This window comes from Azospirillum sp. UFLA03-27 (genome assembly GCF_059803775.1).
This window is the reverse complement of record NZ_JAUQTX010000005.1, coordinates 38,303-65,000: the sequence shown is the minus strand read 5'-3', so window position 1 is coordinate 65,000 and position 26,698 is coordinate 38,303. Positions and strand designations below refer to the sequence as shown.

The window sequence follows — 26,698 nt, the reverse complement described above, 5'->3', positions numbered from 1 at the left end:
GTCAACATCTTCGTCGGCTCCAGCGCGCTGCAGTTCGCCGTCTCGGTCATCGGCGTGGTCATCTTCACCGGCCTGACTGCCTACGACACCCAGCGCATCAAGGAGGAGTACGCCGAGGGCTATGGGCACGAGGGCAACACCAAGCTCGCCGTCATGGGCGCTCTCTCCCTCTACCTCAACTTCATCAACCTCTTTCAGATGCTCCTCCAACTCATGGGCAACCGCGAGTAACGGGACCCCTTCCGGCGCCAGTCAGGGGGGGCACACCGGGCCGGCCGCTTTCCGCGGCCGGCCTTTTTCATGCCCGGACGGTGAGGTCGCCGGAGGGTGGGCTCGTTCAGGGGTGTGCGTCACGGGAAGGTGTGGCCGTCGGGATACATCCGATATCGGAAATGTAATGGTGACAATAACGACATTGACCGGGACGATTGTGTCGACATAATCCCCATTGTCTCGATTGTTCGGGGCTGAATGTTTTGACGAAGGAGGTTCATCATGCGCACTACGGAAGCGACCCGCTCGTCCGGATCGTCCTCGTTCACGGCCGTCTTCAAGGTCATCGCGCGCGCCCTCACCGTCGGCATCCGCCCCGTCTGGTTCGTGATGGAGGCCGGTCTGAACGGCTATGAACGGTGGCGGCAGCGGCAGGCGCTGATGCGGCTGGACGATCATCTGCTGAAGGACATCGGCGTGTCCCGCGCCGACGTGGACAGCGAAGTCAGCAAGCCGTTCTGGCGGGGTTGATGCGATGAGCGCCGATGCGATCCTCTACGCCGTCGAGCCCGACCTGACCGCCGACGCCTTCATCGACGTGCTCCACCGCTCCGGGCTGGCCGAACGCCGGCCCGTGGCGGACCGCCCGCGGGTGGAGGCGATGCTCCGCAACGCCGGCTTGATCGTCACCGCCCGCGACGCGGACGGGCAATTGGTCGGCGTCGCCCGGTCCGTCACCGATTTCGCCTTCTGCTGCTACCTGTCCGACCTCGCCGTCGACCGCGCCTGTCAGGGGCGCGGCATCGGCAAGGAGCTGATGCGCCGGACCCGCGCCGCGGTGGGGGAGGGCGTGACCTGCCTTCTCCTGTCGGCGCCCAAGGCGGTCACCTTCTATGAGGCGGCGGGGATGGAGCGGCACGCCCAGGCGTTCCTGTTCACCGAGAAACCCTAAGGAGGCACCGTGCGCCTTCCCCTGTATCAGGTCGATGCCTTCGCGGACGCGGTGTTCGCGGGCAACCCGGCGGCGGTCGTGCCGCTGGAGGACTGGCTTCCCGACGCGACGCTCCAGGCCATCGCGGCGGAAAACAACCTGGCGGAAACCGCTTTCCTCGTCCGACGCGGCGACGGTTACGAGATCCGCTGGTTCACCCCGACGGTCGAGGTGGACCTGTGCGGCCACGCCACGCTGGCCTCGGCCTTCGTCATCGCGACGATGCTGGAGTGGGGCTGCCCGCGCATCGACTTCGCCACCCGGGAAGCCGGAACCCTCAGCGTCACCCGCAACGGCGACCTCTATACGCTGGATTTCCCCAGCCGCCCGCCGGAACCGCTGGCCGGTCCGCCGGCCGGCCTGCTCGACGCGCTGGGCGGGCCACCGCCGACGGCGCTGCTGAAGGCGCGCGACCTCGTGGTCGTCTATGACGACGAGGCGACGGTGCGCGGCCTGACCCCCGACATGAGCGCCCTGGCCCGGCTGGAGGATTTCTACGCGGTCATCGTGACGGCGCCGGGCAGCGGTGGCGTGGACTTCGTCTCCCGCTTCTTCGCGCCGGCCCAGGGGATTCCCGAAGACCCGGTGACCGGCTCCGCCCATTGCACGCTGATCCCCTACTGGGCGCGGCGGCTGGGCAAGGAGCGGCTGAAGGCCCGGCAGGTCTCGGCCCGCGGCGGTTCCCTGTCCTGTGAACTGGCCGGCGACCGTGTGAAGATCGCCGGGAAAGCGGTTCTCTATATGGATGGCGCCATCTACATTTAGCGCCGTCCATACGAGGACCAATGGAACGGGAGGGCAGCGGGCATGGCGGGGCGTTACTTCGAGGATTTCCGCGTCGGTGACGTGATCGACACCGAAGGGGCGACGGTCACCGACAGCCAGATCATGGATTTCGCCCAACGCTTCGACCCGCAACCCTTCCACATGGACGCGGTGGCCGCTGCGGAGGGGCCGTTCGGCGGGCTGATCGCCAGCGGCTTCCACACCTTGTCCCTGACCTTCCGGCTGTTCCGCGACACCGGGGCCATCACCGGCACCAGCCTGGGCGGCTCGGGCGGCGACGAACTGCGCTGGCTGCGCCCGGTGCGGCCCGGCGACACGCTGCGCGTCCGGGTCGAGGTGGTGGAGGCCATCCCGTCCCGCCGCGGCGACCGTGGCACGGTCCGGCTGGCCTACACCACGCTGAACCAGCATGGCGAGGCGGTGATGACCATCACCCTGAACCACATCGTGGCCACCCGCAGCGTTCCGGCCGAATAAGAAGGACAAGCGCGGCCTGTTCCGTCGCGCGTCTTGATCCGCAGGCCCGGCCCCTGTATAGCCTCGCCCCTTCCATTACGGCGGGGGTTCCCATGACGGCTTGCGGCCTCGATTTCGGCACGTCCAACACGACGCTCGGCGTGCGGACGGCGTCCGCGGCTGCCGGCACGGGAGGGAGCGGCTACGGTCTGCTTGCCCTCGACGGGGTGCGGACGACCCTGCCCAGCGCCGTCTTCTTCGATTTCGAAGCCGACGCGGTGACGGTCGGGCAGGCGGCCATCGACGCCTATGCGTCGGGCGTCGAGGGACGTTTGATGCGCTCCATCAAGTCGATGCTGGGCACCGACCTGATCGACGCCGACACCGCGCTGCGCAAGGGCCGGATCACCTTCCGCGCGGTCATCGCCACCTTCTTGGCGGCGGTCAAGGAGCGGGCGGAGACGGCGCTCGGCGGCGAACTGACCGATGTGGTGCTCGGGCGCCCGGTGCATTTCGTGGACGGCGACCCGGCGGGCGACGCCGCGGCGGAGGAGGCGCTGGGCGAGATCGCCCGCTCCGTCGGCTTCCGCGGCATTTCCTTCCAATATGAGCCCATCGCCGCCGCGCTCGACTACGAGCAGCAGGTGGAGCGGGAGGAACTGGCCCTGATCGCCGACATCGGCGGCGGCACGTCGGACTTCTCCATCGTCCGCATCGGGCCGGAGCGGCGCGGGCGGGCCGACCGCAGCGCCGACATCCTGGCCAACGACGGCATCCGCGTCGGCGGCACCGACTTCGACCGCGACCTGTCCCTGGCGACGGCCATGCCGCTGCTGGGCCATGGCAGCGCCATGAAGCGCCCCGGTCTGCTGGCCCCCAAGCATCTGTTCTTCGATCTGGCGACCTGGTCGAAGATCAACTTCCTCTACACCGCCAAGGCGATGGCCGACCTGGAGCGCCTGAAGCGCGATTCCGCCACCCCGGACCGCATCGAGCGGCTGATCGGCGTGGTCGAGCACCGGCTGGGCCATGCCCTGGCCATGGCGGTGGAGCGCACCAAGATCGCCCTGTCCGACGGGCCGGAAGCCGGCCTGTTGCTGGATTGGGGCGGCAGCGGCATGACGCGCCCGGTGTCGGTAGTCGAGTTGAACGAGGCGACGGCGATCCTGGCCGGCCGCATCGGCGGGCGGGTGCGCGCCTGTCTGGCCGAGGCCGGCACGCTGCCTGCGGAGATCGACGCGGTGTTCCTGACCGGCGGCTCCACGCTGCTGCCGCAGGTGCGGGCAGCCATCCTGGCCGAGCTGCCCGGCGCCCGCGTGGTGGAGGGCAACATCTTCGGTTCGGTCGGCACCGGCCTGACCATCGAGGCGGCGCGGCGCTTCGGCGGCACCGCCTGAGGTTTCCCTCAAGTCCCGGACACGAAAAAGCCCACCGGCGGTGTCGCCGGTGGGCTTTTTCGTGCTCTGCTCCACGGTTCGGTCCTCCGGTGGTGCCCGCCGCGCCGCGAGGGCGGGGCGGACACCGGAAACCGGCGGACCGAGGTCCGAAGGATCAGACCGAGTAGTACATCTTGTACTCGATCGGGTGCGGCATGGTCTCGAAGGCCAGCAGCTCCTCGGTGCGCAGGTCGATGTAGGACTCGATCATGTCCTTGGTGAACACGTCGCCCTTCTGCAGGAAGGCGCTGTCGGCCTTCAGGCTGTCCAGGGCCTCGCGCAGCGAGCCGCAAACCGTCGGAACCTTGGCCAGCTCTTCGGCCGGCAGGTCGTACAGGTTCTTGTCCATCGCCTCGCCCGGATGGATCTTGTTCTGGATGCCGTCCAGACCGGCCATCAGCAGGGCGGCGAAGGCCAGGTACGGGTTGGCCGACGGATCCGGGAAGCGGACCTCGACGCGCTTGCCCTTCGGCGAGGCGACGTACGGGATGCGGCAGGAGGCCGAACGGTTGCGGGCCGAGTAGGCCAGCAGAACCGGAGCCTCGTAGCCCGGGACCAGACGCTTGTAGGAGTTGGTCGTCGGGTTGGTGAAGGCGTTCAGCGCCTTGGCGTGCTTGATGATGCCGCCGATGTAGTACAGCGCCAGCTCCGACAGGTCGGCGTACTGGTTGCCGGCGAACAGCGGCTGGCCTTCCTTCCAGATCGACTGGTGCATGTGCATGCCCGAGCCGTTGTCGCCGAAGACGGGCTTCGGCATGAAGGTCGCGGTCTTGCCGTAGGCGTGGGCGACGTTGTGCACGACGTACTTGTAGTACTGCATGTTGTCGCCGGTGCGGACCAGCGTGTCGAACTTGATGCCCAGCTCATGCTGCGAAGCGGCCACCTCGTGGTGGTGCTTCTCGACCGGCACGCCCATCTCGGCGAGGACGCTCAGCATCTCGGCGCGCAGGTCCGAGCCGCTGTCGACCGGAGCGACCGGGAAGTAGCCGCCCTTGACGCCCGGGCGGTGGCCCAGGTTGCCGTCCTCATAGTCCTTGTCCGAGGTGTACGGGCCTTCCTCCGAGTCGAACTCGTAGGACACCTTGTTCATCTCGACCTTGAACTTCACGTCGTCGAAGACGAAGAACTCGGCTTCCGGGCCGAAGTAGGCGGTGTCGCCGATGCCGGCCGACGCCATGTACTTCTCGGCGGCCTTCGCGATGCCGCGCGGGCAGCGGGCGTAGGGCTGGCCGGTCGACGGCTCGTACACGTCGCAGAGGATGTTCAGCGTCGGCTGGGCCGAGAACGGGTCCATGACGGCGGTGGTCGGGTCGAGCTGGAGGATCATGTCCGACTCGTTGATCGCCTTCCAGCCGGCGATCGAGGAGCCGTCGAACATGATGCCGTCCTCGAACACGTCCTCGTCGATGGTCGAGACGTGCTGAGCGGTGTGGTGCAGCTTGCCGCGCGGGTCGGTGAAGCGGAGGTCCACGTACTTGACGTCGTGTTCCTTGATCAGGTCGAAGACCTTGCTGATGTCGGACATATCTCTTTTTCCACGCTTAAGAGGTTTGGGTCCCGCTGCGTCAAACCGACCGAGGGGCGGGTGACGGCGCTCGCGGCGGACGTTATGTCATGCCTTTCCCAAGCGCACAACGTGACAGCACAAAAAGTCGCGCCCGGTGGGGCTTCCACGCACGGATCGTTCCGCTCGCGGTTGCGACGGTCTGCGTCGGCCAGATCTGCGTCGGCCGGCTTTGCGTCGGTTGTGGGCGGGGCTGGTTCATGGTGGCCGGTGGTCGGGTTTTCGGGACGCGATCAGATCGCGTCGCCTCCCTTCTCGCCGGTCCGGATGCGGACAACTTCTTCCACGGGGGTGACGAAGATCTTGCCGTCGCCGATGCGGCCGGTGTGGGCGGCCTGCTGGATCGCCTCGATCGCCCGCTCCACCAGGGAGTCCTCCATCACCACCTCGATCTTCACCTTCGGCAGGAAGTCGACCACATACTCCGCGCCGCGGTACAGCTCGGTGTGCCCCTTCTGACGGCCGAAGCCCTTGGCCTCGGTGACGGTGATGCCCTTGATGCCGACTTCGTGAAGGGCTTCCTTCACTTCGTCGAGTTTGAACGGCTTAATGATGGCTTCGATCTTCTTCATGGGTCTCTCGTGTACGAGGTGCCAACGTCGGCAGGCACCGTCCACGGCTCTGCCGACGGTCCGAAGTAAAGCACGTTGCGTGCCAATCGGAGGGGTTGCGATCCGGCTGCGTGGGATGCCGGGCCGCAGCGGGCCGATGCCACCGCGGGCGGCACGCGACTGCCAACGGATAGGGCGAAGTGAACAATATTTGTGCACAAGCTGCAAGCAATCCGCGCAGCCACACCCTTTCGGAGGGGCTAGTGCCGGCTTTTCAGATTGATCAATGCGGTGGAAAATAGAGCTTGACCCGACCCGTCCCTTGGGGCAAATAGGCGACCCCGGTGGCGGTGGTAGCTCAGTTGGTAGAGCTCTCGGTTGTGGTCCGAGCGGTCGTGGGTTCGAGTCCCATCCATCGCCCCAGTCCCCCTTGACGGTGGATGCGCTTGCCTCGTGAGGAGTTCACGTCGGCATTGCATCGATCGGTGCGGCGGGTGGGGTGTTTGCGGACGGTTCATTCCGTCCCCCGGTGGCGGTGGTAGCTCAGTTGGTAGAGCTCTCGGTTGTGGTCCGAGCGGTCGTGGGTTCGAGTCCCATCCATCGCCCCAGTTCTTCCTTCCAATTCCTGTGCCATTCAGGCCATTCCTTTCATTCCTCCTGTGCCCGGCTATGCTGCGGCCGTCGCGGTGCTTATTGTGCCGGGTGACGGTGATGCGGGATTGCGGCGGGTGGAGGCGATGGACGAACTGCTTTCCGTGGCGGAGATGTACCGCGCCGACGCGCTGACCATGGCGGGCGGCGTGCCGGGGCCTGTGCTGATGGAAGCGGCGGGGGCCGCGGTTGTGCGCGCGGTCTGCGAGCGCTGGGCGCCGCACCCGACGGTCGTCCTGTGCGGGCCGGGCAACAACGGCGGCGACGGGTTCGTCATCGCGCGTCTTCTTCTCGAAGCGGGTTGGCCGGTGCGGCTGGCCCTGCTGGGGTCGCGCTCCGCCCTGCGCGGCGACGCGGCGGTGGCGGCCGGGCGCTGGACCGGGCCGGTGGAAGCCGCCGACCCGTGGCTGCTGGAAGGCAATCCTCTGGTGATCGACGCGCTGTTCGGAGCCGGGCTGGCCCGTCCGCTCGACGGCATGGCGAAGGAGGTGGTCGAGGCGATGGCAGGGCGCACCGTCGTTGCCGTGGACGTGCCGAGCGGCCTGCACGGCGACAGCGGCCAAGTGATGGGGGTGGCCCCGCAGGCGGCGCTGACCGTCACCTTCTTCCGCCGCAAGCCCGGCCACCTGCTGCTGCCGGGCCGGGTCCTCTGCGGGGAGGTGGTGGTCGCCGACATCGGCATTCCGGACAGCGTGCTGGACGCCATCGCGCCGCAAACCCTGGTGAATGGCCCTGACCTGTGGCGACAACGCTACCCCTGGCCGCGGCTCGACGCGCACAAATACGCGCGGGGGCACGCCGTCGTGCTGGGCGGGGCGCGGATGACCGGCGCAGCGCGGTTGTCGGCAAGAGGGGCTCTGCGCGCCGGGGCGGGGCTGGTCACGGTGGCCTGTCCGCCCGACTCGGTGCCGATCTACGCCGCCGGCTCGCCCAGCCTGATCGTGACCGACGTGGCGGACGGCGGCGCCTTCGAGGCCCTGCTGGCGGACCCGCGCAGGAACGCGGTGCTGCTGGGGCCGGGGGCTGGAGTCGGGGCGGACACGCGGGGACATGCGCTCGCCGCGCTGGGCGCTGGCAAGGCCTGCGTGCTGGACGCCGACGCGCTGACCAGCTTCGCCGAGTCGCCGGCCGACCTGCTCGGCCGGTTGAACGGGCGCTGTCTGCTAACCCCGCACGAAGGCGAATTCGCCCGGGTCTTTCCGGATATCGCGGCGCAGGAGGGCGGCAAATTGACCCGCGCCCGTGCCGCGGCGGCGCGCTGTGGCGCGGTCGTCCTTTTGAAGGGTGCCGACACGGTGGTCGCGGCACCGGATGGGCGGGCCGTCATCAACGCCAACGCTCCGGCCGATCTGGCGACCGCTGGGTCGGGGGATGTGCTGGCGGGCATCGCGCTCGGGCTGATCGCCCAGGGGATGGACGCGTTCGACGCCGCCTGCGCCGCGGTCTGGCTGCACGGCGAGGCGGCGAACGCCTTCGGACCGGGTCTGATCGCCGAGGATCTGCCGGACGCGCTGCCGGGGGTGTTGAGGCGGCTCAAGGCGGGCGCGCGCTGACCCGGCGTCCCCAGGGCATACATACGCCTGGACAGGGGGCTTACCCTTAAGGCCGGGCTCAAGCTATGGCTTGCCGAGAGCGCGCCCGCACGCCAAACTCTGGGTATGAGCGAGACGCCCGAGATCAAATCCGCTGAGACCCGGTCCAGCCCGTCCGGCCCAGCCCAGCCCCCCGCCATCGGGGTGGGAACGCCGCCGGGCCTGCTCGACCGCACCCTGGACACGCTGCGCGCGGGCTGGCGCGAGATCGCCGCCTCCGCCCGCGGGGTGGTCGGCGCCGCGCCGCGCGCCAATCTGCCCAAGGAAGACGCGGAGCGGCTGAAGGAACAGATCGAAGCCTGCCTGGAGGGCCGCGGCGGCGAGGTGTCGGCGCGGGCGCGGGCGGCGCAGCTCGGCCGCACTTATCTGGCGCTGGACGGGCAGGGGCGGCGCAATTTCCTGATGATGCTGGCGCGCGATTTCGACGTGGACCGCGCTGCCGTCGACCAGGCGATGGCGACCTTCCAGACGGCGGGCGACCCGGTGTCGCGCGGCCATGCCGAGCGCGCCCTGCGCCGGGCGCTGGAGCCGCCGCGGCTGCGGCTGCTGACCCAGTTCAACGGCCTGCCGGAAGGGGTGAAGTTCCTGGTGGACCTGCGCGCCGAGCTGATGGAGATGGCACGCGGCGAGCCGCTGCTCCAGGCGCTGGAGGACGATCTCAAGAGTCTGCTGCGCAGCTGGTTCGACGTCGGCTTCCTGGAGATGCGCCGGATCACCTGGGACAGCCCGGCCTCCCTTTTGGAAAAGCTCATCAAGTACGAGGCGGTGCACGAGATCAGCGGTTGGCGGGACCTGAAGGACCGCCTCGACTCCGACCGCCGCTGCTTCGCCTTTTTCCACCCGCGCATGCCGAACGAGCCGCTGATCTTCGTCGAGGTCGCGCTGGTCCAGGGCATGTCGGACAACGTCCAGGCGCTGCTCGACCCCTCCGCCCCGGTCTGCGACCCGAAGAGCGCCGACAGCGCCATCTTCTATTCCATCTCCAACGCCCAGGTGGGGCTGGCGGGAATCAGCTTCGGCAACTTCCTCATCAAGCGGGTGGTGGACGGGCTGACCGGGGAATTCCCCAACATCAAGTGCTTCGCCACCCTGTCGCCGATTCCCGGTTTCCGCCGCTGGCTGGACCGGGAACTGGCCGAGCGCGGCGATTCGCTGCTCAGCCCGCCCGAGGCGGAACGCATCGCCGAGGCCATGACCAGTCATCCGGGAAACGGCGAATCGGAGATGGACAGCGACGCGGACGAGCGCCCGGTGCTGGCCGGAGCCCTGGCTCTGCCCTCCTGGCACACCGACGAGGAGCTTCAAAAACAGCTTCGCGGCCCGTTGATGCGGCTGTGCGCGCACTACCTGACGACGGCGCGCGCGTCGGACCGCCGCAGCGAACGGCCGGGCGCGGCGCCGGCGCGGGCGCTCGATCCGGTCGCGCACTTCCACCTCAGCAACGGCGCCCGCATGGAGCGGCTGAACTGGCTGGGCGACCGGTCGCCCAAGGGGTTGCGGCAGTCCTGCGGGATGATGATCAACTACCGCTACAAGCTGGGCGAAATCGACGCCAACCACGAGGCGTACCGGGGGGAGGGCAAGGTCAACGCCTCCTCCTCCATCCGGTCCCTGGGGAAGGGGGGCGGATGAGGCGGCCTGCCGTTCGCCGGGGCGCTTCCCTCGGGGCTTCCCAGGCCACCCACCAATGGCGTGCGGAACGGCGCCCATTTTGCCTGTTTGCGGCGCGAACCCTGTGCTATAGAGCGGACTTCGCCGGCAGTCCGTCGGGTGTTCCGCACCCGTCGCGGGCTGTCTATGCCATTGCGGGCGTGGCGGAACTGGTAGACGCGCCGGATTTAGGTTCCGGTGACTTCGGTCGTGGGGGTTCGAGTCCCTTCGCCCGCACCATGGCAACAGCTTGGACCGCATGGGAACACACGGTTTCGGGCCGCCCGGACGGGCGCCGCCGGGCCGGACAACGAGATAGGCTTTCGTTCCGATGAACATCACCGAGACCAGCGCCGACGGCCTGAAGCGCGAGTACAAGGTCGTCATTTCCGCCCAGGATATCGAACAGAAGGTGCAGGGCCGGCTCGAAGAGCTGCGCCGGACGGTGCAGCTCCCCGGCTTCCGTCCGGGCAAGGTGCCGGTTGCCGTGATCAAGCAGCGCTACGGCGGCAGCGTGCTGGCCGAGGCTCTGGAGGATGCGATCGCCGACAGCTCGCGCCAGGCGCTGAGCGAGCGCGGCCTGCGCATCGCCATGCAGCCGAAGATCAACGTCGAGAAGTACGAGGACGGCGGCGACCTGTCCTACACCATGGGCGTCGAGCTTCTGCCGGACATCGAGCCGGGCGATCTCAGCGGCCTGGAGCTTGAGAAGCCGGTCGCCACGGTCGAGGATTCGGCCGTCGACGAGGCGCTGACCCGTCTGGCCTCCGCCCATTCGGTGCAGGCCCCGGTCACCGAGGACCGCGCGGCCGAGAAGGGCGATATCGCCGTGATCGACTTCGCCGGTTCGGTCGATGGCGAGGCCCTGCCGGGCATGGATGGCAAGGACTACCCGCTGGAGCTGGGCGCCAACCAGTTCGTTCCGGGCTTCGAGGAACAGCTGATCGGCGCCAAGGCCGGTGAGCACCGCACGGTGAAGGTCACCTTCCCGGCCGACTACCCGCACGACCGCCTGAAGGGTGCGGACACCGTGTTCGAGGTGGACGTCAAGGAGCTCCGCAAGAACGTCCCGGCCGAGGTCAACGACGACCTCGCCAAGGAGTTCGGCATGGAGAGCCTGGAGAAGCTGCGCGAGGCCGTCGGCGACCGCATCAAGGGCGAGTACGCCAACGTGTCGCGCCTGCGCGTCAAGCGCCAGCTCCTCGACAAGCTGGCCGAGGCGCACTCCTTCGAAGTCCCGCCGGGCATGGTGGACGTCGAGTTCGAGGGCATCTGGCAGCGCCTTCAGCAGGAGCTGAAGAACGGCACCGCCGGTGAGGACGCCGGCAAGCCGGAAGAAGAGCTGAAGACCGAGTACCGTGGCATCGCCGAGCGCCGCGTGCGCCTGGGCCTGCTGCTGTCGGAAATCGGCCGCCGCAATGACATCCAGGTGACCCAGGACGAGATCAACCGCGCCCTGATTGCGGAAGCCCGCCGCTTCCCCGGCCAGGAGCGTCAGGTGTTCGAGTTCTTCAAGCAGAACCGGGAAGCGCTGGAAAACCTCCGCGCCCCGATCTTCGAGGACAAGGTCGTCGACTACATCCTGGACCAGGCCAAGGTGAGCGAGAAGCCGGTGTCCGCCGAAGAGCTGATGAAGGACCCCGACGAGGAGGCCGAGGCGGCCTGATCGTCAGAAAGGTTGAGGGGCGGCCTACCGGTCGCCCCTTTCCATTCCTATATGTAGACTGCTCAGACGACTAACCGAGCTGCGGGAGCAGGGAAGACCACCATGTACGACTTCGAACCGAAGATGAATGCTCTGGTCCCGATGGTCATCGAGCAGACCAACCGGGGCGAACGAGCGTACGATATTTACTCGCGCCTGCTGAAGGAACGGATCATCTTCTTGATCGGTGGCGTGAACGACGCCGTCGCCAGCCTGATCTGCTCGCAGCTGCTGTTCCTGGAATCGGAGAACCCGAGCAAGGACATCGCGCTCTACATCAATTCGCCGGGCGGCTACGTCTCGGCCGGTCTCGCCATCTACGACACCATGCAGTACATTCGTCCGCAGGTGTCGACGGTGTGCATGGGGCAGGCGGCCTCGATGGGTTCGCTTCTGCTCGCCGCCGGCGCGCCGGGCAAGCGCTTCTCGCTGCCGAACAGCCGGATCATGATCCACCAGCCGTCGGGCGGCGCCCAGGGCCAGGCCTCGGACATCGAGATCCAGGCCCAGGAGATCCTGAAGCTGCGCTCGCGCCTCAACGACATCTACGTCAAGCACACCGGCCAATCGCTCGACACCATCGAGGCGGCCATGGAGCGCGACAAGTTCATGTCTCCTGAGGAAGCCAAGGCGTTCGGCCTGATCGACGAGGTCGTGGAAAAGCGCCCCGGCTCGGTCGGCGACGGCAGCGCCGCCTGAGGGCACGCACGAACTAATGATTGATTGCGCCGGTTCCCTGTTGTTGAATGATGGGGAACCGGTCCGATGGATCGGGTTCGAAGGATGAGTGAGCGGATGCGTTAACCTTGTCGCGGGCCTTCCCCGTGACAACCTTTGAAAGGACCGGCGTCGGGGGACGCCGCAGGCGGTTGACAGGTTATACGGATCAGTCCCCCGCGAGATGACGGAGTACCGATGAGCAAGTCCAGCAGCGGCGATTCGAAGAATACGCTCTACTGCTCCTTTTGCGGCAAGAGCCAGCACGAGGTCCGCAAGCTGATTGCCGGTCCGACGGTGTTCATCTGCGATGAATGCGTCGAGCTGTGCATGGACATCATTCGCGAGGAGAACAAGACGACCCTCGTGAAGTCCCGCGACGGCGTGCCGACCCCGCGCGACATCCATGCGGTACTGGACGATTACGTGATCGGCCAGCATCACGCGAAACGGGTCCTTTCTGTTGCGGTGCACAACCACTACAAGCGGTTGGCGCACGGCACGAAGCACAACGACGTCGAACTGGCGAAGTCCAACATCCTGCTGGTCGGCCCCACGGGCTGCGGCAAGACGCTGCTCGCCCAGACGCTCGCCCGGATCATCGACGTTCCCTTCACGATGGCCGACGCCACGACCCTGACCGAGGCGGGCTATGTCGGTGAGGACGTCGAGAACATCATCCTCAAGCTGCTCCAGGCCGCCGACTACAACGTCGAGCGGGCGCAGCGCGGCATCGTCTACATCGACGAGGTCGACAAGATCAGCCGCAAGTCCGACAACCCGTCGATCACGCGCGACGTGTCGGGCGAGGGCGTGCAGCAGGCCCTGCTGAAGATCATGGAAGGCACCGTCGCTTCCGTGCCTCCGCAGGGTGGCCGCAAGCACCCGCAGCAGGAGTTCCTGCAGGTCGACACCAGCAACATCCTGTTCATCTGCGGCGGCGCCTTCGCCGGTCTGGACAAGATCATCGCGCAGCGCGGCAAGGGCACCTCGATCGGCTTCGGCGCCGACGTCCGTGGTCCGGACGAGCGTTCGACCGGCGATATCCTGCGTGAGGTCGAGCCCGAGGATCTGCTGAAATTCGGCCTGATCCCCGAGTTCATCGGCCGTCTGCCGGTGGTCGCAACCCTGTCCGACCTGGACGAAGCGGCTCTGGTCGAGATCCTCACCAAGCCGAAGAACGCCCTGGTCAAGCAGTACCAGCGCCTCTTCGAGATGGAGGACGTCCGTCTGGAATTCTCCGACGACGCCCTGCGCACCATCTCCCATAAGGCGATCCAGCGGAAGACCGGCGCCCGTGGCCTGCGTTCGATCATGGAGTCGATTCTGCTCGATCCGATGTTCGATCTGCCGGGCCTGTCGGGGGTGGAAAGCATCCTGGTCAATAAGGAAGTGGTCGAAGGGCGCGCCAAGCCGCTTTACGTCCACGCCGAGCGCCGCGGGGAGCAGCAGGCACCGGGTGCCTGAGTTCGTCACGGCCGATCAGTATCGGATACGGGGAAGGGCGCCTTTGGGCGCCCTTTGTCGTTTCCAGCTTTTGCAGGCATCGAGGGCACCAGCCGGGCCGCGGAGCGGTCGGACCGGCATGTCGCACCGCCATACGGAATTGGGGTTCTGGCCCTTGAAGGGGGGCTATGGCTGTGCCACGTTAGAAAAAGTGCCGGTTTTCGATCCCTGTGCTCATCCCCCGAGGCGGGGCTCTTCCCAGGCCCATCCCGGGCTGACGGCGTCCCAATGAAAGAGGCCCAATCAATGTTCGAAATCCCTCGTGGTGCCCTCTATCCGGTCCTGCCGCTCCGCGACATCGTGGTTTTCCCCCACATGATCGTGCCTCTTTTCGTCGGCCGTGAGAAATCCGTGCGCGCCCTGGAAGACGTGATGAAGGACGACAAACAGATCCTTCTCGTCACCCAGAAGAATGCCGCGCAGGACGATCCGACGCCGGCCGATATCTACAGCGTCGGCACCGTTGGGACCGTGTTGCAGCTGTTGAAGCTGCCCGACGGAACGGTGAAGGTGCTCGTGGAGGGCGGCCAGCGCGCGTCCATCACCAAGTTCGCCGAGAACGAGGATTTCTTCCAGGCCCACGCCGACCTCGTCGAGGAAAAGGTCGGGGAAAGCCAGGAGCTTGAGGCGCTGGGACGCGCGGTCGTCTCGCAATTCGAGCAGTACATCAAGCTGAACAAGAAGATCCCGCCGGAGGTTCTGGTCTCGATCAACCAGATCGAGGAGCCGGGGAAGCTGGCGGACACCGTCGCCTCCCACCTCGCGCTGAAGATTCCGGAGAAGCAGCAGCTCCTGGAATGCGCCACGGTGTCGGAGCGTCTGGAGCGGGTGTATGCCTTCATGGAAGGCGAGATCGGCGTCCTGCAGGTCGAAAAGCGCATCCGCAACCGCGTCAAGCGGCAGATGGAGAAGACTCAGCGCGAGTACTACCTCAACGAACAGCTCAAGGCGATCCAGAAGGAACTCGGTGAGACCGAGGACGGCCGCGACGAGTCGGCCGAGCTGGAAGAGAAGATCAACAAGACCCGCTTCTCCAAGGAAGCCCGCGACAAAGCCCTGGCCGAGCTGAAGAAGCTGCGCTCCATGAGCCCGATGTCGGCCGAGGCGACGGTGGTGCGCAACTACCTGGACTGGATGCTCTCCATTCCGTGGAAGAAGCGTACCAAGGTGAAGAAGGACCTGAAGCTCGCGCAGAAGATCCTCGACGCCGACCATTACGGCCTGGAGAAGGTCAAGGAACGCATCCTCGAGTATCTCGCGGTCCAGAACCGCATGAACAAGGTGAAGGGGCCGATCCTTTGCCTCGTCGGCCCCCCCGGCGTTGGCAAGACCTCGCTGGGCAAGTCGATCGCCAAGTCCACGGGGCGCAACTTCGTGCGCATGTCGCTCGGCGGCGTGCGGGACGAGGCCGAGGTCCGTGGTCACCGGCGCACTTACATCGGCTCGATGCCCGGCAAGGTCATCCAGGGCATGAAGAAGGCAAAGTCGTCCAACCCGCTGTTCCTGCTGGACGAGATCGACAAGCTCGGTGCCGATTGGCGCGGCGATCCGTCGTCGGCCCTGCTGGAGGTCCTCGATCCCGAGCAGAACGGCACCTTCAACGACCATTACCTTGAGGTCGACTACGACCTCTCGGACGTGATGTTCGTCTGCACGGCCAACACGATGCGCATGCCGCAGCCGCTGCTGGACCGTATGGAGATCATCCGCGTTGCCGGCTACACCGAGGACGAAAAAGTCGAGATTTCCAAGCGCCACCTGATCGAGAAGCAGGTGGAGGCCAACGGTCTGAAGAAGGGCGAGTTTGCCATCTCCGACGACGCGCTGCGCGACCTGATCCGCTATTACACGCGGGAGGCCGGTGTCCGTAGCCTGGAGCGCGAGATCGCCAACCTCTGCCGCAAGGCCGTGAAGGAGATCCTGATGAAGGGGGCCGCCGGCGCCAAGGTCTCGGTCACCCGCCGGAACCTGGACAAGTATGCCGGCGTTCGCCGCTTCCACTTCGGTGAGGCGGAGCTTGAGGATCTGGTGGGCGTCACCACCGGCCTGGCCTGGACGGAAGTCGGCGGCGAACTGCTGTCGATCGAGGCGGTCAGCCTTCCCGGCAAGGGGCGGGTGACCACCACCGGCAAGCTCGGCGACGTCATGAAGGAGTCGGTCCAAGCGGCGGAAAGCTACGTCAAGTCGCGGGCCACCGCCTTCGGCATCAAGCCGACGCTCTTCGAGAAGCGGGACATCCACGTCCACGTGCCCGAAGGCGCCACCCCGAAGGACGGTCCGTCGGCGGGTGTGGCGATGATCACCTCGATCGTCTCGGTCCTGACCGGCATCGCGGTCCGCAAGGACGTGGCGATGACCGGCGAGATCACCCTGCGCGGCCGGGTGCTGCCCATCGGCGGCCTGAAGGAGAAGCTGCTGGCCGCTCTGCGCGGCGGCCTCAAGCATGTGCTGATCCCGAAGGACAACGAGAAGGATCTCGCCGAAATTCCGGACAACGTGAAGCGCGGCCTGGAAATCATCCCGGTCAGCACGGTCGACGATGTCCTGAAGAACGCCCTGGTTCGGGAACTCGAGCCAATCGAGTGGAAGGAACCGGAGGCGGTCGAACCGGCGGTCGCCAAGCCGCAGCCCGACGGCGGCGGCGAGGTGCTGCGTCATTGATCATGCTCCGCGTTTAAAGCGCCCTTAAAGGCCTACCAAGCTTCGCATCGCCCGCCCGTCTGCAATTGACGGGCGGGCGATGTCGCGTTTATCGTTTGAAAGCGTGAAGTCATTGGGTGGCTTTGCTTCCACTTTCTTTGCCGGACTGAAATGGGGGGAAGTAAGTGAACAAGAATGATCTGGTGGCGCACGTCGCCGATGCCGTGGGTTTGTCGAAAACCGACGCGACCAAGGCGGTCGACGCTGTTTTCGACGGCATCGCCGACTCGCTCAAGAACGGGGAGGAGGTTCGACTGGTCGGTTTCGGCACCTTCGCGGTTTCCGAACGCGCGGCCGGCGAGGGCCGCAACCCGCGCACGGGCGAGAAGATTGCCATTCCCGCGTCGAAACAGCCGAAGTTCAAGCCGGGTAAGACCTTGAAGGACGGGTTGAAGTGATGACGTCTTGAACGGATAGGGCATTCCGGGCATAGTGCGCGCCGGTCAGCACAGGCTGGCCGGCTTTGCGTTGTCTGGAGCGCCAATCCGGTCAACGACGCGGCGCGGGCGATTAGCTCAGCGGTAGAGCATCTCGTTTACACCGAGAGGGTCGGGGGTTCGAAACCCTCATCGCCCACCATCGCGCCCGATCCTTCCAGCACGTCCTTTTCAAATTCGTGATTGACAGGTCATGCGTCGGGCGGCTAGAAACCGCCCATCGGCGACGGGGCGTGGCCCCGGAAACTGCGCTGCGATCCTATGACATGGACGCCTGTTTTTGCGCATTTCATATCGCCGCGTTGCGCGGGTGTAGCTCAGTTGGTTAGAGCGCCGGCCTGTCACGCCGGAGGCCGCGGGTTCAAGTCCCGTCACTCGCGCCATTCCTTCCCTTTTCATTCTCTTTTTTTGCAAAGAAAACGAAGCCTTCACGGCTTTACCGGCAGGCTCACGGTCCCCATATCCGATTAGCTCGACCCGCATATCCGATAAGCCGGATAGAGAGAAGGGTCATTTAAAAAGTTTGGTAATACCAAGGACATCCGCTCATTTCCGCAGAGTGGATTCGTTGGCCGAAAGCGATTCAAAGCGCTTTCCTTGATCACGCTCTCGTCATATATTCCGCCCCGTCTGATGGGCTAATCCAAGGCATTCCAGCCACGACACCGCGCGTCGGCCGATTACCGGCCGTACCGGCGATCGTGGCGTGGGCTTATGGGAGGACCGCGGTGACCAACCCGCTGATCATTGAGTACCTTCCGATCCTGGTGTTCCTGCTGATCGGTATCGCGCTGGCCGTGGTGATGGTTGGCGCGTCTTACGTCATCAGCCCGAAGAATCCGGATTCGGAGAAGCTCTCCCCCTACGAGTGCGGCTTCGAGCCGTTCGAGGATGCCCGCACGAAGTTCGACGTGCGGTTTTACCTGGTCTCCATCCTGTTCATCATCTTCGACCTTGAGGTCGCCTTCCTGTTTCCGTGGGCCGTGGCGCTCGGGGACATCGGCCTCTTCGGTTTCTGGTCGATGATCGTGTTCCTTGGGATTCTGACCATCGGCTTCATCTATGAGTGGAAGAAAGGAGCTCTGGAATGGGAGTAGAGGCTGCCAAGCTGGCGCCGATTCCGCCCGGACCGGAACAGGACGCCTATCTCCGCGCGGTCACCGAGGAGATCCAGGAAAAGGGTTTCATCACGGCGAAGTACGAGGACGTGCTCGCCTGGGCCCGCACCGGTTCCCTGTGGCCGATGACCTTCGGTCTGGCCTGCTGCGCGGTGGAGATGATCCACGCCTACATGAGCCGGTACGACCTGGACCGTTTCGGCGTCATTCCGCGCCCCAGCCCGCGCCAGTCCGACTGCATGATCGTGGCCGGCACGCTGACCAACAAGATGGCCCCCGCGCTGCGCAAGGTCTATGACCAGATGCCGGAACCGCGCTGGGTGATCTCGATGGGCTCCTGCGCCAACGGCGGCGGCTACTATCACTATTCCTACTCGGTGGTGCGCGGCTGCGACCGGATCGTTCCGGTCGATATTTACGTGCCGGGCTGTCCTCCGACCGCGGAAGCGCTGGTCTACGGCATTCTGCAACTCCAGAAGAAGATCCGGCGCGGCAACCGCATCGCTCGCTGAATAAGAAAAAGGCAGGTCCTGGCCATGTCCGAACAGGCGTTGAAGGAACTTGGGGACCATATCGCCGCGACGCTCGGCGATGACGTCCTGAAGGTCGAGCTGAAGCTTGGCGAGCTGATGGTGACCGTCCGCCGGCCCTCGCTCATCAAGTCGCTGACCTTCCTGCGCGACGATCCGACCTGCTCGTTCGAGCAGCTGCTCGACGTCACCGCTGTGGATTGGCCGGAGCGGGAGGAACGCTTCGAGGTCGTCTACATCCTTTTGAGCTACAAGCACAATCGGCGCCTCCGCGTGAAGGTCACCACCGACGAGGATACCCCGGTGGCCTCCGCCGTGCCGGTGTACAGCGCGGCCGGCTGGTTCGAGCGTGAAACCTGGGACATGTTCGGGATCTTCTTCTCCGACCATCCGGATCTGCGCCGCATCCTGACCGACTACGGTTTCGAAGGTCACCCGTTGCGCAAAGACTTCCCGATGACGGGCTATGTCGAGTGCCGCTACGACGAGGACCAGAAGCGCGTCGTCTACGAGCCCGTCCGCCTGACGCAGGATTTCCGCAGCTTCGACTTCCTGTCGCCCTGGGAAGGCATGACGAACGTGATGCTGCCCGGCGACGAGAAGGCCCAGGCCCCTGACACCGGGAGCAAGCCGTGACCATCGCCACGTCCGCACACCCCTCCGCCGGCCAGTCCGGCGGCAAGACCCAGATCAAGCCCTACACCATGAACTTCGGGCCGCAGCACCCTGCGGCCCACGGCGTGTTGCGTCTGGTGATGGAGCTGAACGGCGAAGTCGTCGAGCGCTGCGACCCGCACATCGGCCTGCTGCACCGCGGCACCGAGAAGCTGATCGAGTACAAGACCTACCTGCAGGCCGTTCCGTATTTCGACCGCCTCGATTACGTCAGCCCGATGTGCATGGAGCACGCCTATGTGCTCGGCATCGAGAACCTGCTGCAGATCAAGGCGCCGCTGCGCGCCCAGTACATCCGCGTTCTCTTCTCCGAGATCACGCGAATCCTGAACCACATCCTGTCGATCACCACCGGCGCGCTCGACGTCGGCGCGATCACGCCGGCGCTGTGGGGCTTCGAGGAACGCGAGATCCTCATGGAGTTCTACGAGCGTGTGTGCGGTGCGCGCTTGCATGCGAACTACTTCCGTCCCGGCGGCGTCGCCTGGGATTTGCCCGCTGGCCTGACCGACGACATCTGGGAGTTCACGGAGCGCTTCCCGAAGTTTGTTGACGACATTGACAATCTGCTGACGAACAATCGCATTTTCAAGCAGCGGACCGTCGACATCGGCGTCGTCACCAAGGAAGAGGCGTTCAACTGGGGCTTCACCGGCCCGATGCTGCGCGGCTCGGGCGTCGCCTGGGACCTGCGCAAGTCGCAGCCCTACGAAGTCTACGACCGCATGGACTTCGACGTGCCGGTCGGCCTGACCGGCGATTGCTGGGCGCGCTACCTCGTCCGCATGGAGGAGATGCGCCAGTCCAACCGCATGATCCGCCAGTGCCTGAAGGAGCTTCCCGACGGCCCGGTGCGCGCGGAGGAGCGCAAGGTCTCCCCGCCGCCGCGTGGCGAGATGAAGCGGTCGATGGAAGCGCTGATCCATCACTTCAAGCTCTTCACCGAGGGCTTCCACGTCCCGGCGGGCGAAACCTACACCGCCATCGAGGCGCCGAAGGGCGAGTTCGGCGTGTATCTGGTGTCGGACGGCACGAACAAGCCGTACCGGTGCAAGATCCGCGCGCCGGGCTTCGCCCACCTGCAGGGCCTCGACTTCATGTCGAAGGGCCACATGCTGGCCGACGCGGTGGCCAACATCGCGTCCATGGACATCGTGTTCGGAGAAATTGACCGATGAGCGCCCCGGCTCACGACCCGGCCAAGGAGCCGGCCTCCTTCGCCTTCAATCCGGAAAATCTGGAACGGGCGAAAGCCATCATCGCGAAGTACCCGGCGGGCAAGCAGGCCAGCGCCTGCATGCCGCTGCTCGATCTGGCCCAGCGCCAGAGCGACGGCTGGCTGCCGCGCGTCGCCATGGACGCCGTCGCCGACCTGCTCGGCATGCCGCGCATCCGCGTGTACGAGGTCGCGACCTTCTACACGATGTACAACAAGACCCCGGTCGGTAAGCACGTCATCCAGGTCTGCACGACCACGCCGTGCTGGCTGCGCGGGTCGGACGACATCGTGCACACCTGCGAGCGCAAGCTGGGTATCGGTGTCGGCGAGACCACCGCGGACGGCCAGTTCACGCTGCGCGAGGTCGAGTGCTCGGGCGCCTGCGTCAACGCGCCGGTGGTCCAGATCGGCGACGACTACTATGAAGACGTCAGCCCGGAACACATGGAAACGATCATCGACGCTCTCAAGGGCGGCGAGATCCCCAAGCACGGCTCGCAGATCGGCCGGCAGTCCTCCGAACCGGTGGGCGGCCCGACGACTCTGAAGGCCTTCACCACCACGGCCGATTGAGGGGGATGCGATGCTTCGCGACGAGGACCGCATTTTCACCAACCTGTACGGCTACCAGAGCTTCGGCCTGGACGCCGCCCGGAAGCGTGGTGACTGGGACAACACCAAGGCCCTGATCGCCCAGGGCAAGGAATGGATCATCGAGCAGGTCAAGGAGTCCGGCCTGCGCGGGCGCGGCGGCGCCGGTTTCTCGACGGGCATGAAGTGGTCCTTCATGCCGAAGAACGTCACGGACAAGCCGGTCTACCTCGTCATCAACGCCGACGAGGGCGAGCCGGGCACCTGCAAGGACCGCGACATCCTGCGCCACGATCCGCACAAGCTGATCGAGGGCTGCCTGATCGCCGGTTTCGCCATCGGCGCGTCCGCCTGCTACATCTACATTCGCGGCGAGTTCTACAACGAGGGCTCCAACGTCCAGCGCGCCATCGACGAGGCGTACGAGGCGGGGCTGATCGGCAAGAACGCCTGCGGCACCGGCTACGATTACGACATCTACATCCACCGCGGCGCGGGCGCGTATATCTGCGGCGAGGAAACCGCGCTCATCGAGTCCATCGAGGGCAAGAAAGGCCAGCCGCGCAACAAGCCGCCGTTCCCCGCCCAGGCCGGTCTCTATTCCTGCCCGACCACGGTGAACAACGTCGAATCCATCGCGGTGGTTCCGACCATCCTGCGCCGCGGCGCCGCGTGGTTCGCTGGTCTCGGCCGTCCGAAGAACACCGGCACCAAGCTCTTCTGCATCTCCGGGCACGTCAACAAGCCGTGCAACGTGGAAGAGGAGATGGGCATCCCGCTGAAGGAGCTGATCGAGAAGCACGCCGGCGGCGTGCGCGGCGGGTGGGACAACCTGCTGGCGATCATCCCCGGCGGTTCGTCGGTGCCGCTGCTGCCGAAGTCGATCTGCGACACGGTCCTGATGGACTTCGACAGCCTGCGCGATGTGCGCTCGGGCCTGGGCACCGCGGCGGTGATCGTGATGGACAAGTCCACCGACGTGGTGAAGGCCATCGCCCGCCTGTCCCAATTCTACGCCCATGAGAGCTGCGGCCAGTGCACGCCGTGCCGCGAGGGCACCGGTTGGATGAACCGCATCATGCAGCGCATGGTGACCGGCAACGCGCGCGTCGAGGAAATCGACATGCTGCTGGAGGTCACCAAGCAGATCGAGGGGCACACCATCTGCGCGCTCGGCGATGCCGCGGCCTGGCCGATCCAGGGCCTGTTCCGGCATTTCCGGCCGGAGGTCGAGCGCCGCATCCTCGACTACCGCAACGCCGCCAAGTCCTTGGCGGCCGAGTAAGGAGCCCGGTTTCCAATGCCGAAACTCACCATCGACGGGATCGAGATCGAAGTCGAGCCGGGCACCTCGATCCTGCAGGCCTGCGAACAGCTGGGCATCGAGATCCCGCGCTTCTGCTACCACGAGCGTCTGAGCGTGCCGGCGAACTGCCGCATGTGCCTCGTGGAGATGGAGCGCGCGCCGAAGCCGGTGGCCGCCTGCGCCATGCCCTGCGGCGACGGGATGGTCGTCAAGACCAACACCGAGCTCGTGCACAAGGCCCGTAAGGGCGTCATGGAATTCCTGCTGATCAACCACCCGCTGGACTGTCCGATCTGCGATCAGGGCGGCGAGTGCGATCTCCAGGACCAGGCGATGGCCTACGGTTTCGACCGTGGCCGCTACGGCGAGAACAAGCGCGCCGTCCAGGACAAGTACATGGGGCCGCTGATCCGGACCGAGATGACGCGCTGCATCCACTGCACGCGCTGCATCCGCTTCGTGAACGAGATCGCCGGCGTTCCCGACCTCGGCGCGGTGAACCGCGGCGAGCACATGGAGATCACCACCTTCGTCGAGAAGGCCATCGGGTCGGAGCTGTCGGGCAACCTCGCCGACGTCTGTCCGGTGGGCGCTCTGCTGTCCAAGCCCTACGCCTTCACGGCCCGTCCGTGGGAGTTGCGCAAGACCGAGACGGTTGACGTGCTGGACGCGGTCGGCTCGAACATCCGCGTCGACACCCGCGGCCCCGAGGTGATGCGCGTCCTGCCGCGCGTCAACGAGGACGTCAACGAGGAGTGGATCGCCGACAAGACCCGCTTCGCCTATGACGGGCTGAAGCGCCAGCGTCTCGACCGCCCCTACGTCCGCAAGGACGGCAAGCTCCAGCCGGCGACCTGGGCCGAGGCCTTCCAGGCCATCGCCGCCAAGGTCAAGGGCGTCCCGGGCAACCGCATCGCCGCCATCGCCGGCGATTTGGCCGACACCGAGTCCATGCTGGCGCTCAAGGAGCTGATGGCGGGCCTCGGCTCGGCCAACATCGACTGCCGCCAGGACGGCGCCCTGTTCGACACGTCGTCCCGCGCGGGCTACCTGTTCAACAGCGGCATCGCCGGGATCGAGCGGGCGGACGTCATCCTGCTGGTCGGCACCAACCCGCGTTGGGAAGCCACCATCGTCAACGCCCGCATCCGCAAGCGCTACATGATGGGTGGCCTGAAGGTCGCGGTGATCGGCGAGGCCCGCGAGCTGACCTACCCGTACAGCCATCTCGGCACGGGCACCGACGCCCTGCAGCAGCTCGTCGACGGCACGCACGCCTTCGCCGACGTGCTGCACGGCGCCAAGAACCCGATGGTCATCCTCGGCGCCGGCGCCTTCCGCCGCAAGGACGGCGCCGCCGTTCAAGCTGCAGTGCGCAAGCTGGCCGAGACCTTCAACGTGGTTCAGGACGGCTGGAACGGCTTCAACGTGCTGCACACGGCGGCGTCCCGCGTCGGTGGCCTCGACATCGGCTTCCTGCCGGGCGAGGGCGGTCGCGGCACCGCCGGCATCGTCGAGGGGGCAGGGAAGGGTGAGATCGACGTGGTGTACCTGTTGGGCGCCGACGAGATCGACACCGCCGCGCTCGGCAACGCCTTCGTGGTCTACCAGGGCCACCACGGCGACAAAGGCGCCCACCGCGCCGACGTCATCCTGCCGGGTGCCGCCTACACCGAGAAGAACGCCCTCTACGTCAACACCGAGGGTCGTCCGCAGCAGGCGCGTCTCGCCACCTTCCCGCCCGGCGAGGCGCGGGAGGACTGGAAGATCCTGCGCGCCCTGTCGGAACAGCTCGGCCACAAGCTGCCCTACGACAGCCTGACGCAGATCCGTCGCCGTCTGGCCGAGGTCAACCCGGTCTTCGCGGCGGTCGGCACCGTCACGCCGGCCGCCTGGGCGCCGTTCGGCGCGGAGGGCGCGCTCGACGCGGCCCCGCTCCAGTCGCCGGTCGCGAACTACTACATGACCGACCCGATCAGCCGCGCCTCGGTGACCATGGCTCGTTGCGCCGAGACGTTCGTGAAGCCCGCCGAGAGCGCTCAGGAGAGGACCGGTACCCATGGCTGAGTTCTGGAGCGGCTTCCTGCTGCCGCTGATTATCATCGTCCTCAAGATCCTGGCGATCGTCGTGCCGCTCCTGGTCGCCGTGGCCTTCATGACCTACGCCGAGCGTAAGATCATGGGCGCCATGCAGCTCCGCCAGGGTCCGAACATCGTCGGCCCGTTCGGGCTTCTGCAGCCTTTTGCGGACGGCCTGAAGCTGTTCGCGAAGGAGCAGATCCTGCCGGTCGGCGCGAACCGCTTCGTGTTTTATCTGGCGCCGATGCTGACCTTCTTCCTGGCGCTGGTCGCCTGGGCGGTCATTCCCTTCGACTACGGCATGGTGCTGGCCGACATCAACGTCGGTATCCTGTACCTGTTCGCGATCTCGTCGCTGGGCGTGTACGGCATCGTGATGGCCGGCTGGGCATCGAACTCGCGCTACGCCTTCCTCGGCGCGCTGCGCTCGGCGGCGCAGATGGTGTCCTACGAGGTCTCGATGGGCCTCGTCATCATCTCCGTCCTGCTCTGCGTCGGCTCGCTGAACCTGACGAAGATCGTCGAGGCGCAGGAGACGATCTGGTTCGCCATCCCGCTGCTGCCGATGTTCGTCATCTTCTTCATCTCGGCGCTGGCGGAAACCAACCGGTCCCCCTTCGACCTGCCGGAAGGCGAGTCGGAACTGGTGGCCGGCTTCATGGTGGAATACAGCTCGGCCCCCTTCGCGCTCTTCTTCCTTGGCGAATACGCCAACATGATCCTGATGAGCGCGATGACCAGCATCCTGTTCCTGGGAGGCTGGCTGCCGCCGCTGCCGTTCGCGCCCTTCACCTGGATCCCCGGCCCGATCTGGTTCGCCCTGAAGATCGCCTTCTGCCTGTTCGTCTATGTGTGGGTCCGTGCGACCATGCCGCGTTACCGCTACGACCAGCTGATGCGTCTGGGGTGGAAGGTATTCCTGCCGTTCTCGCTGCTGTGGGTCGTGCTCACGGCCGGCGTGCTGGTGACGTTCGGCTGGCTGCCGAAGTGACCGGCGCCTGAACGGACCATCGGATCGAGTTTCAAAGAGAAAGCGCGGGCGCTACCCGGAACGGGGCGCCCGCTAGGAAGGAGACGAAGAGGCCATGGCGTTCCTCGATCGTGCGGCGCGCAGCCTGTTCCTGACCGAACTGTTGGGCGGCCTCGGGCTCACCCTGCGCTACATGTTCAAGCCCAAGGTGACCCTGAACTACCCGTTCGAAAAGGGCCCCATCAGCCCCCGCTTCCGCGGCGAGCACGTCCTGCGCCGGTATCCCGGCGGCGAGGAGCGCTGCATCGCCTGCAAGCTGTGCGAGGCGGTGTGTCCGGCCCTGGCCATCACCATCGAGGCCGAACCGCGTGAGGACGGCAGCCGCCGCACCACGCGCTACGACATCGACATGACGAAGTGTATCTACTGCGGCTATTGCCAGGAGGCTTGCCCGGTGGACGCCATCGTGATGGGCCCGAACTTCGAGTTCTCCACCGAGAACCGTGAAGAGCTTTTCTACAACAAGCAGAAGCTGCTGGCGAACGGCGACCGCTGGGAAGCGGAAATCGCCCAGAACCTCGCGGCCGAGGCGCCGTACCGGTAAGTCGTTGCAGTGCGGTAAGCGGAAACGGGGATAACGATGATTGTTCAAGGCATCGCCTTCTACGTCTTTGCCGCGCTGCTGGTGGCCTCCGGTGTGATGGTCATCTCGGCGCGGAATCCGGTTCATTCGGTCCTTTATCTGGTCCTGGCCTTTTTCCAGGCCGCCGGCCTGTGCGTGCTGCTCGGGGCCGAGTTCATCGCGATGATCCTGGTGATCGTCTATGTGGGCGCGGTCGCGGTCCTGTTCCTGTTCGTGGTGATGATGCTCGACATCAACTTCCGCGAGCTGCGGGCGGGCGCGCTCCAGTACCTGCCGATCGGCGGGCTGATCGGTCTCATCCTGCTGGCCGAACTGGCCGCCGTGCTCGGCGGCTGGATCATCGCGCCGGCGGCGGAGAAGGCCGCATCGGCTCCGGTCGCGGCGATGGCTGGAGCGACCAACACCGAGCAGCTCGGCCAGCTGATCTACACCCACTACGTCTATCTGTTCCAGGCGTCGGGCATCGTGCTGCTGATCGCCATGATCGGCGCCATCGTCCTGACCCTGCGTCAGCGTGAGGGTGTCCGGAAGCAGAACATCGGCTCCCAGCTCGCCCGTCGGCGCGAGGACGTGGTCGCCATCCGCAAGGTGCCGACCGGGGAGGGCGTGTGA

The 26,698-nt window shown here is 66.0% G+C and carries 25 protein-coding genes and 5 tRNA genes; 28 read left to right on the top strand and 2 right to left on the bottom strand.

All coding sequences use genetic code 11. The features are described 5' to 3' along the window. The 6 genes from Q4I23_RS01790 to Q4I23_RS01765 form a co-directional block, all read left to right on the top strand. Positions 1-231: Bax inhibitor-1/YccA family protein (locus Q4I23_RS01790; protein WP_498525101.1), on the top strand; the 231-nt coding region annotated here is incomplete at its 5' end. Positions 232-495: 264 nt separating this feature from the next. Beyond that, positions 496-744, top strand: coding sequence for a DUF1127 domain-containing protein (locus tag Q4I23_RS01785; RefSeq protein WP_454018158.1), 249 nt, complete (start codon positions 496-498; stop codon positions 742-744). Between the two features lie 4 nt (positions 745-748). After that, on the top strand, positions 749-1,165 hold the full coding sequence (locus Q4I23_RS01780) for a GNAT family N-acetyltransferase (protein WP_454018159.1): 417 nt from the start codon (positions 749-751) through the stop codon (positions 1,163-1,165). A gap of 9 nt (positions 1,166-1,174) precedes the next feature. Continuing rightward, complete coding sequence (locus Q4I23_RS01775; protein ID WP_498525100.1) at positions 1,175-1,969, top strand: PhzF family phenazine biosynthesis protein; 795 nt, start codon at positions 1,175-1,177, stop codon at positions 1,967-1,969. Positions 1,970-2,011: 42 nt separating this feature from the next. Beyond that, positions 2,012-2,467 (top strand): MaoC family dehydratase, encoded by a 456-nt coding sequence (locus Q4I23_RS01770; protein WP_014240103.1) that lies wholly within the window; start codon positions 2,012-2,014, stop codon positions 2,465-2,467. A gap of 92 nt (positions 2,468-2,559) precedes the next feature. Then, positions 2,560-3,843 carry an Hsp70 family protein gene (locus Q4I23_RS01765; RefSeq protein ID WP_498525099.1) on the top strand — a complete coding sequence of 428 codons (1,284 nt, stop codon included), beginning with the start codon at positions 2,560-2,562 and terminating at the stop codon, positions 3,841-3,843. Between the two features lie 154 nt (positions 3,844-3,997). On the opposite strand, the gene glnA is transcribed toward Q4I23_RS01765, so the two are convergent. Both glnA and Q4I23_RS01755 read right to left on the bottom strand, forming a co-directional pair. Beyond that, the gene (gene glnA, locus Q4I23_RS01760) at positions 3,998-5,407 is read right to left on the bottom strand and encodes a type I glutamate--ammonia ligase (protein ID WP_014240105.1); all 1,410 of its coding nucleotides are present in this window, start codon (positions 5,405-5,407) and stop codon (positions 3,998-4,000) included. A gap of 272 nt (positions 5,408-5,679) precedes the next feature. Continuing rightward, positions 5,680-6,018, bottom strand: coding sequence for a P-II family nitrogen regulator (locus tag Q4I23_RS01755; RefSeq protein WP_014240107.1), 339 nt, complete (start codon positions 6,016-6,018; stop codon positions 5,680-5,682). Positions 6,019-6,344: 326 nt separating this feature from the next. Here Q4I23_RS01755 and Q4I23_RS01750 point away from each other — a divergent pair. From Q4I23_RS01750 to Q4I23_RS01645, 22 genes are all read left to right on the top strand, one after another. Next, positions 6,345-6,420 (top strand) — tRNA-His (locus tag Q4I23_RS01750). Between the two features lie 109 nt (positions 6,421-6,529). Next, positions 6,530-6,605 (top strand) — tRNA-His (locus Q4I23_RS01745). Between the two features lie 129 nt (positions 6,606-6,734). Next, positions 6,735-8,201: an NAD(P)H-hydrate dehydratase gene (locus Q4I23_RS01740; RefSeq protein WP_498525098.1), complete on the top strand. Its 1,467-nt coding sequence runs from the start codon at positions 6,735-6,737 to the stop codon at positions 8,199-8,201. Between the two features lie 105 nt (positions 8,202-8,306). Beyond that, entirely contained in the window at positions 8,307-9,872 is a 1,566-nt protein-coding gene (locus tag Q4I23_RS01735; protein WP_498525097.1) for a malonyl-CoA decarboxylase, read from the top strand. A gap of 173 nt (positions 9,873-10,045) precedes the next feature. Next, positions 10,046-10,130, top strand: a tRNA-Leu gene (locus Q4I23_RS01730). 91 nt (positions 10,131-10,221) lie between these two features. Then, on the top strand, positions 10,222-11,556 hold the full coding sequence (tig, locus tag Q4I23_RS01725; protein WP_498525096.1) for a trigger factor: 1,335 nt from the start codon (positions 10,222-10,224) through the stop codon (positions 11,554-11,556). A gap of 102 nt (positions 11,557-11,658) precedes the next feature. Further along, a complete protein-coding gene (gene clpP, locus Q4I23_RS01720) occupies positions 11,659-12,294 on the top strand; it encodes an ATP-dependent Clp endopeptidase proteolytic subunit ClpP (protein ID WP_145684838.1) in 636 nt (211 codons plus the stop codon). 216 nt (positions 12,295-12,510) lie between these two features. Then, positions 12,511-13,779, top strand: a complete 1,269-nt coding sequence (clpX, locus tag Q4I23_RS01715) for an ATP-dependent Clp protease ATP-binding subunit ClpX (RefSeq protein WP_145625755.1) — start codon at positions 12,511-12,513, stop codon at positions 13,777-13,779. A gap of 285 nt (positions 13,780-14,064) precedes the next feature. Further along, entirely contained in the window at positions 14,065-16,479 is a 2,415-nt protein-coding gene (gene lon, locus Q4I23_RS01710) for an endopeptidase La (RefSeq protein ID WP_498525095.1), read from the top strand. 164 nt (positions 16,480-16,643) lie between these two features. Further along, complete coding sequence (hbs, locus tag Q4I23_RS01705; protein WP_237903808.1) at positions 16,644-16,916, top strand: non-specific DNA-binding protein Hbs; 273 nt, start codon at positions 16,644-16,646, stop codon at positions 16,914-16,916. 106 nt (positions 16,917-17,022) lie between these two features. Further along, positions 17,023-17,097: transfer RNA gene (locus tag Q4I23_RS01700), tRNA-Val, on the top strand. A 164-nt stretch (positions 17,098-17,261) separates the two neighbouring features. Continuing rightward, positions 17,262-17,338: transfer RNA gene (locus tag Q4I23_RS01695), tRNA-Asp, on the top strand. A gap of 345 nt (positions 17,339-17,683) precedes the next feature. Further along, the gene (locus Q4I23_RS01690) at positions 17,684-18,052 is read left to right on the top strand and encodes an NADH-quinone oxidoreductase subunit A (protein WP_014240120.1); all 369 of its coding nucleotides are present in this window, start codon (positions 17,684-17,686) and stop codon (positions 18,050-18,052) included. Further along, positions 18,043-18,585, top strand: coding sequence for a NuoB/complex I 20 kDa subunit family protein (locus tag Q4I23_RS01685; protein WP_014240121.1), 543 nt, complete (start codon positions 18,043-18,045; stop codon positions 18,583-18,585). The genes Q4I23_RS01690 and Q4I23_RS01685 overlap by 10 nt, the downstream gene beginning before the upstream one ends. Positions 18,586-18,609: 24 nt before the next feature. After that, positions 18,610-19,239, top strand: a complete 630-nt coding sequence (locus Q4I23_RS01680) for an NADH-quinone oxidoreductase subunit C (protein WP_498525094.1) — start codon at positions 18,610-18,612, stop codon at positions 19,237-19,239. 68 nt (positions 19,240-19,307) lie between these two features. Further along, positions 19,308-20,456: an NADH-quinone oxidoreductase subunit D gene (locus Q4I23_RS01675; protein ID WP_038531004.1), complete on the top strand. Its 1,149-nt coding sequence runs from the start codon at positions 19,308-19,310 to the stop codon at positions 20,454-20,456. Then, positions 20,453-21,070, top strand: a complete 618-nt coding sequence (nuoE, locus tag Q4I23_RS01670) for an NADH-quinone oxidoreductase subunit NuoE (RefSeq protein WP_137114334.1) — start codon at positions 20,453-20,455, stop codon at positions 21,068-21,070. The genes Q4I23_RS01675 and nuoE overlap by 4 nt, the downstream gene beginning before the upstream one ends. Positions 21,071-21,080: 10 nt before the next feature. Beyond that, positions 21,081-22,373: an NADH-quinone oxidoreductase subunit NuoF gene (gene nuoF, locus Q4I23_RS01665; protein ID WP_014240125.1), complete on the top strand. Its 1,293-nt coding sequence runs from the start codon at positions 21,081-21,083 to the stop codon at positions 22,371-22,373. A 15-nt stretch (positions 22,374-22,388) separates the two neighbouring features. Continuing rightward, entirely contained in the window at positions 22,389-24,461 is a 2,073-nt protein-coding gene (gene nuoG, locus Q4I23_RS01660) for an NADH-quinone oxidoreductase subunit NuoG (RefSeq protein WP_498525093.1), read from the top strand. Beyond that, positions 24,454-25,464 (top strand): NADH-quinone oxidoreductase subunit NuoH, encoded by a 1,011-nt coding sequence (nuoH, locus tag Q4I23_RS01655; RefSeq protein WP_014240127.1) that lies wholly within the window; start codon positions 24,454-24,456, stop codon positions 25,462-25,464. Before nuoG ends, nuoH begins: the two co-directional genes overlap by 8 nt. A 94-nt stretch (positions 25,465-25,558) precedes the next feature. Then, complete coding sequence (nuoI, locus tag Q4I23_RS01650) at positions 25,559-26,047, top strand: NADH-quinone oxidoreductase subunit NuoI (protein ID WP_014240128.1); 489 nt, start codon at positions 25,559-25,561, stop codon at positions 26,045-26,047. A gap of 36 nt (positions 26,048-26,083) precedes the next feature. Next, on the top strand, positions 26,084-26,698 hold the full coding sequence (locus Q4I23_RS01645) for an NADH-quinone oxidoreductase subunit J (protein ID WP_035673018.1): 615 nt from the start codon (positions 26,084-26,086) through the stop codon (positions 26,696-26,698).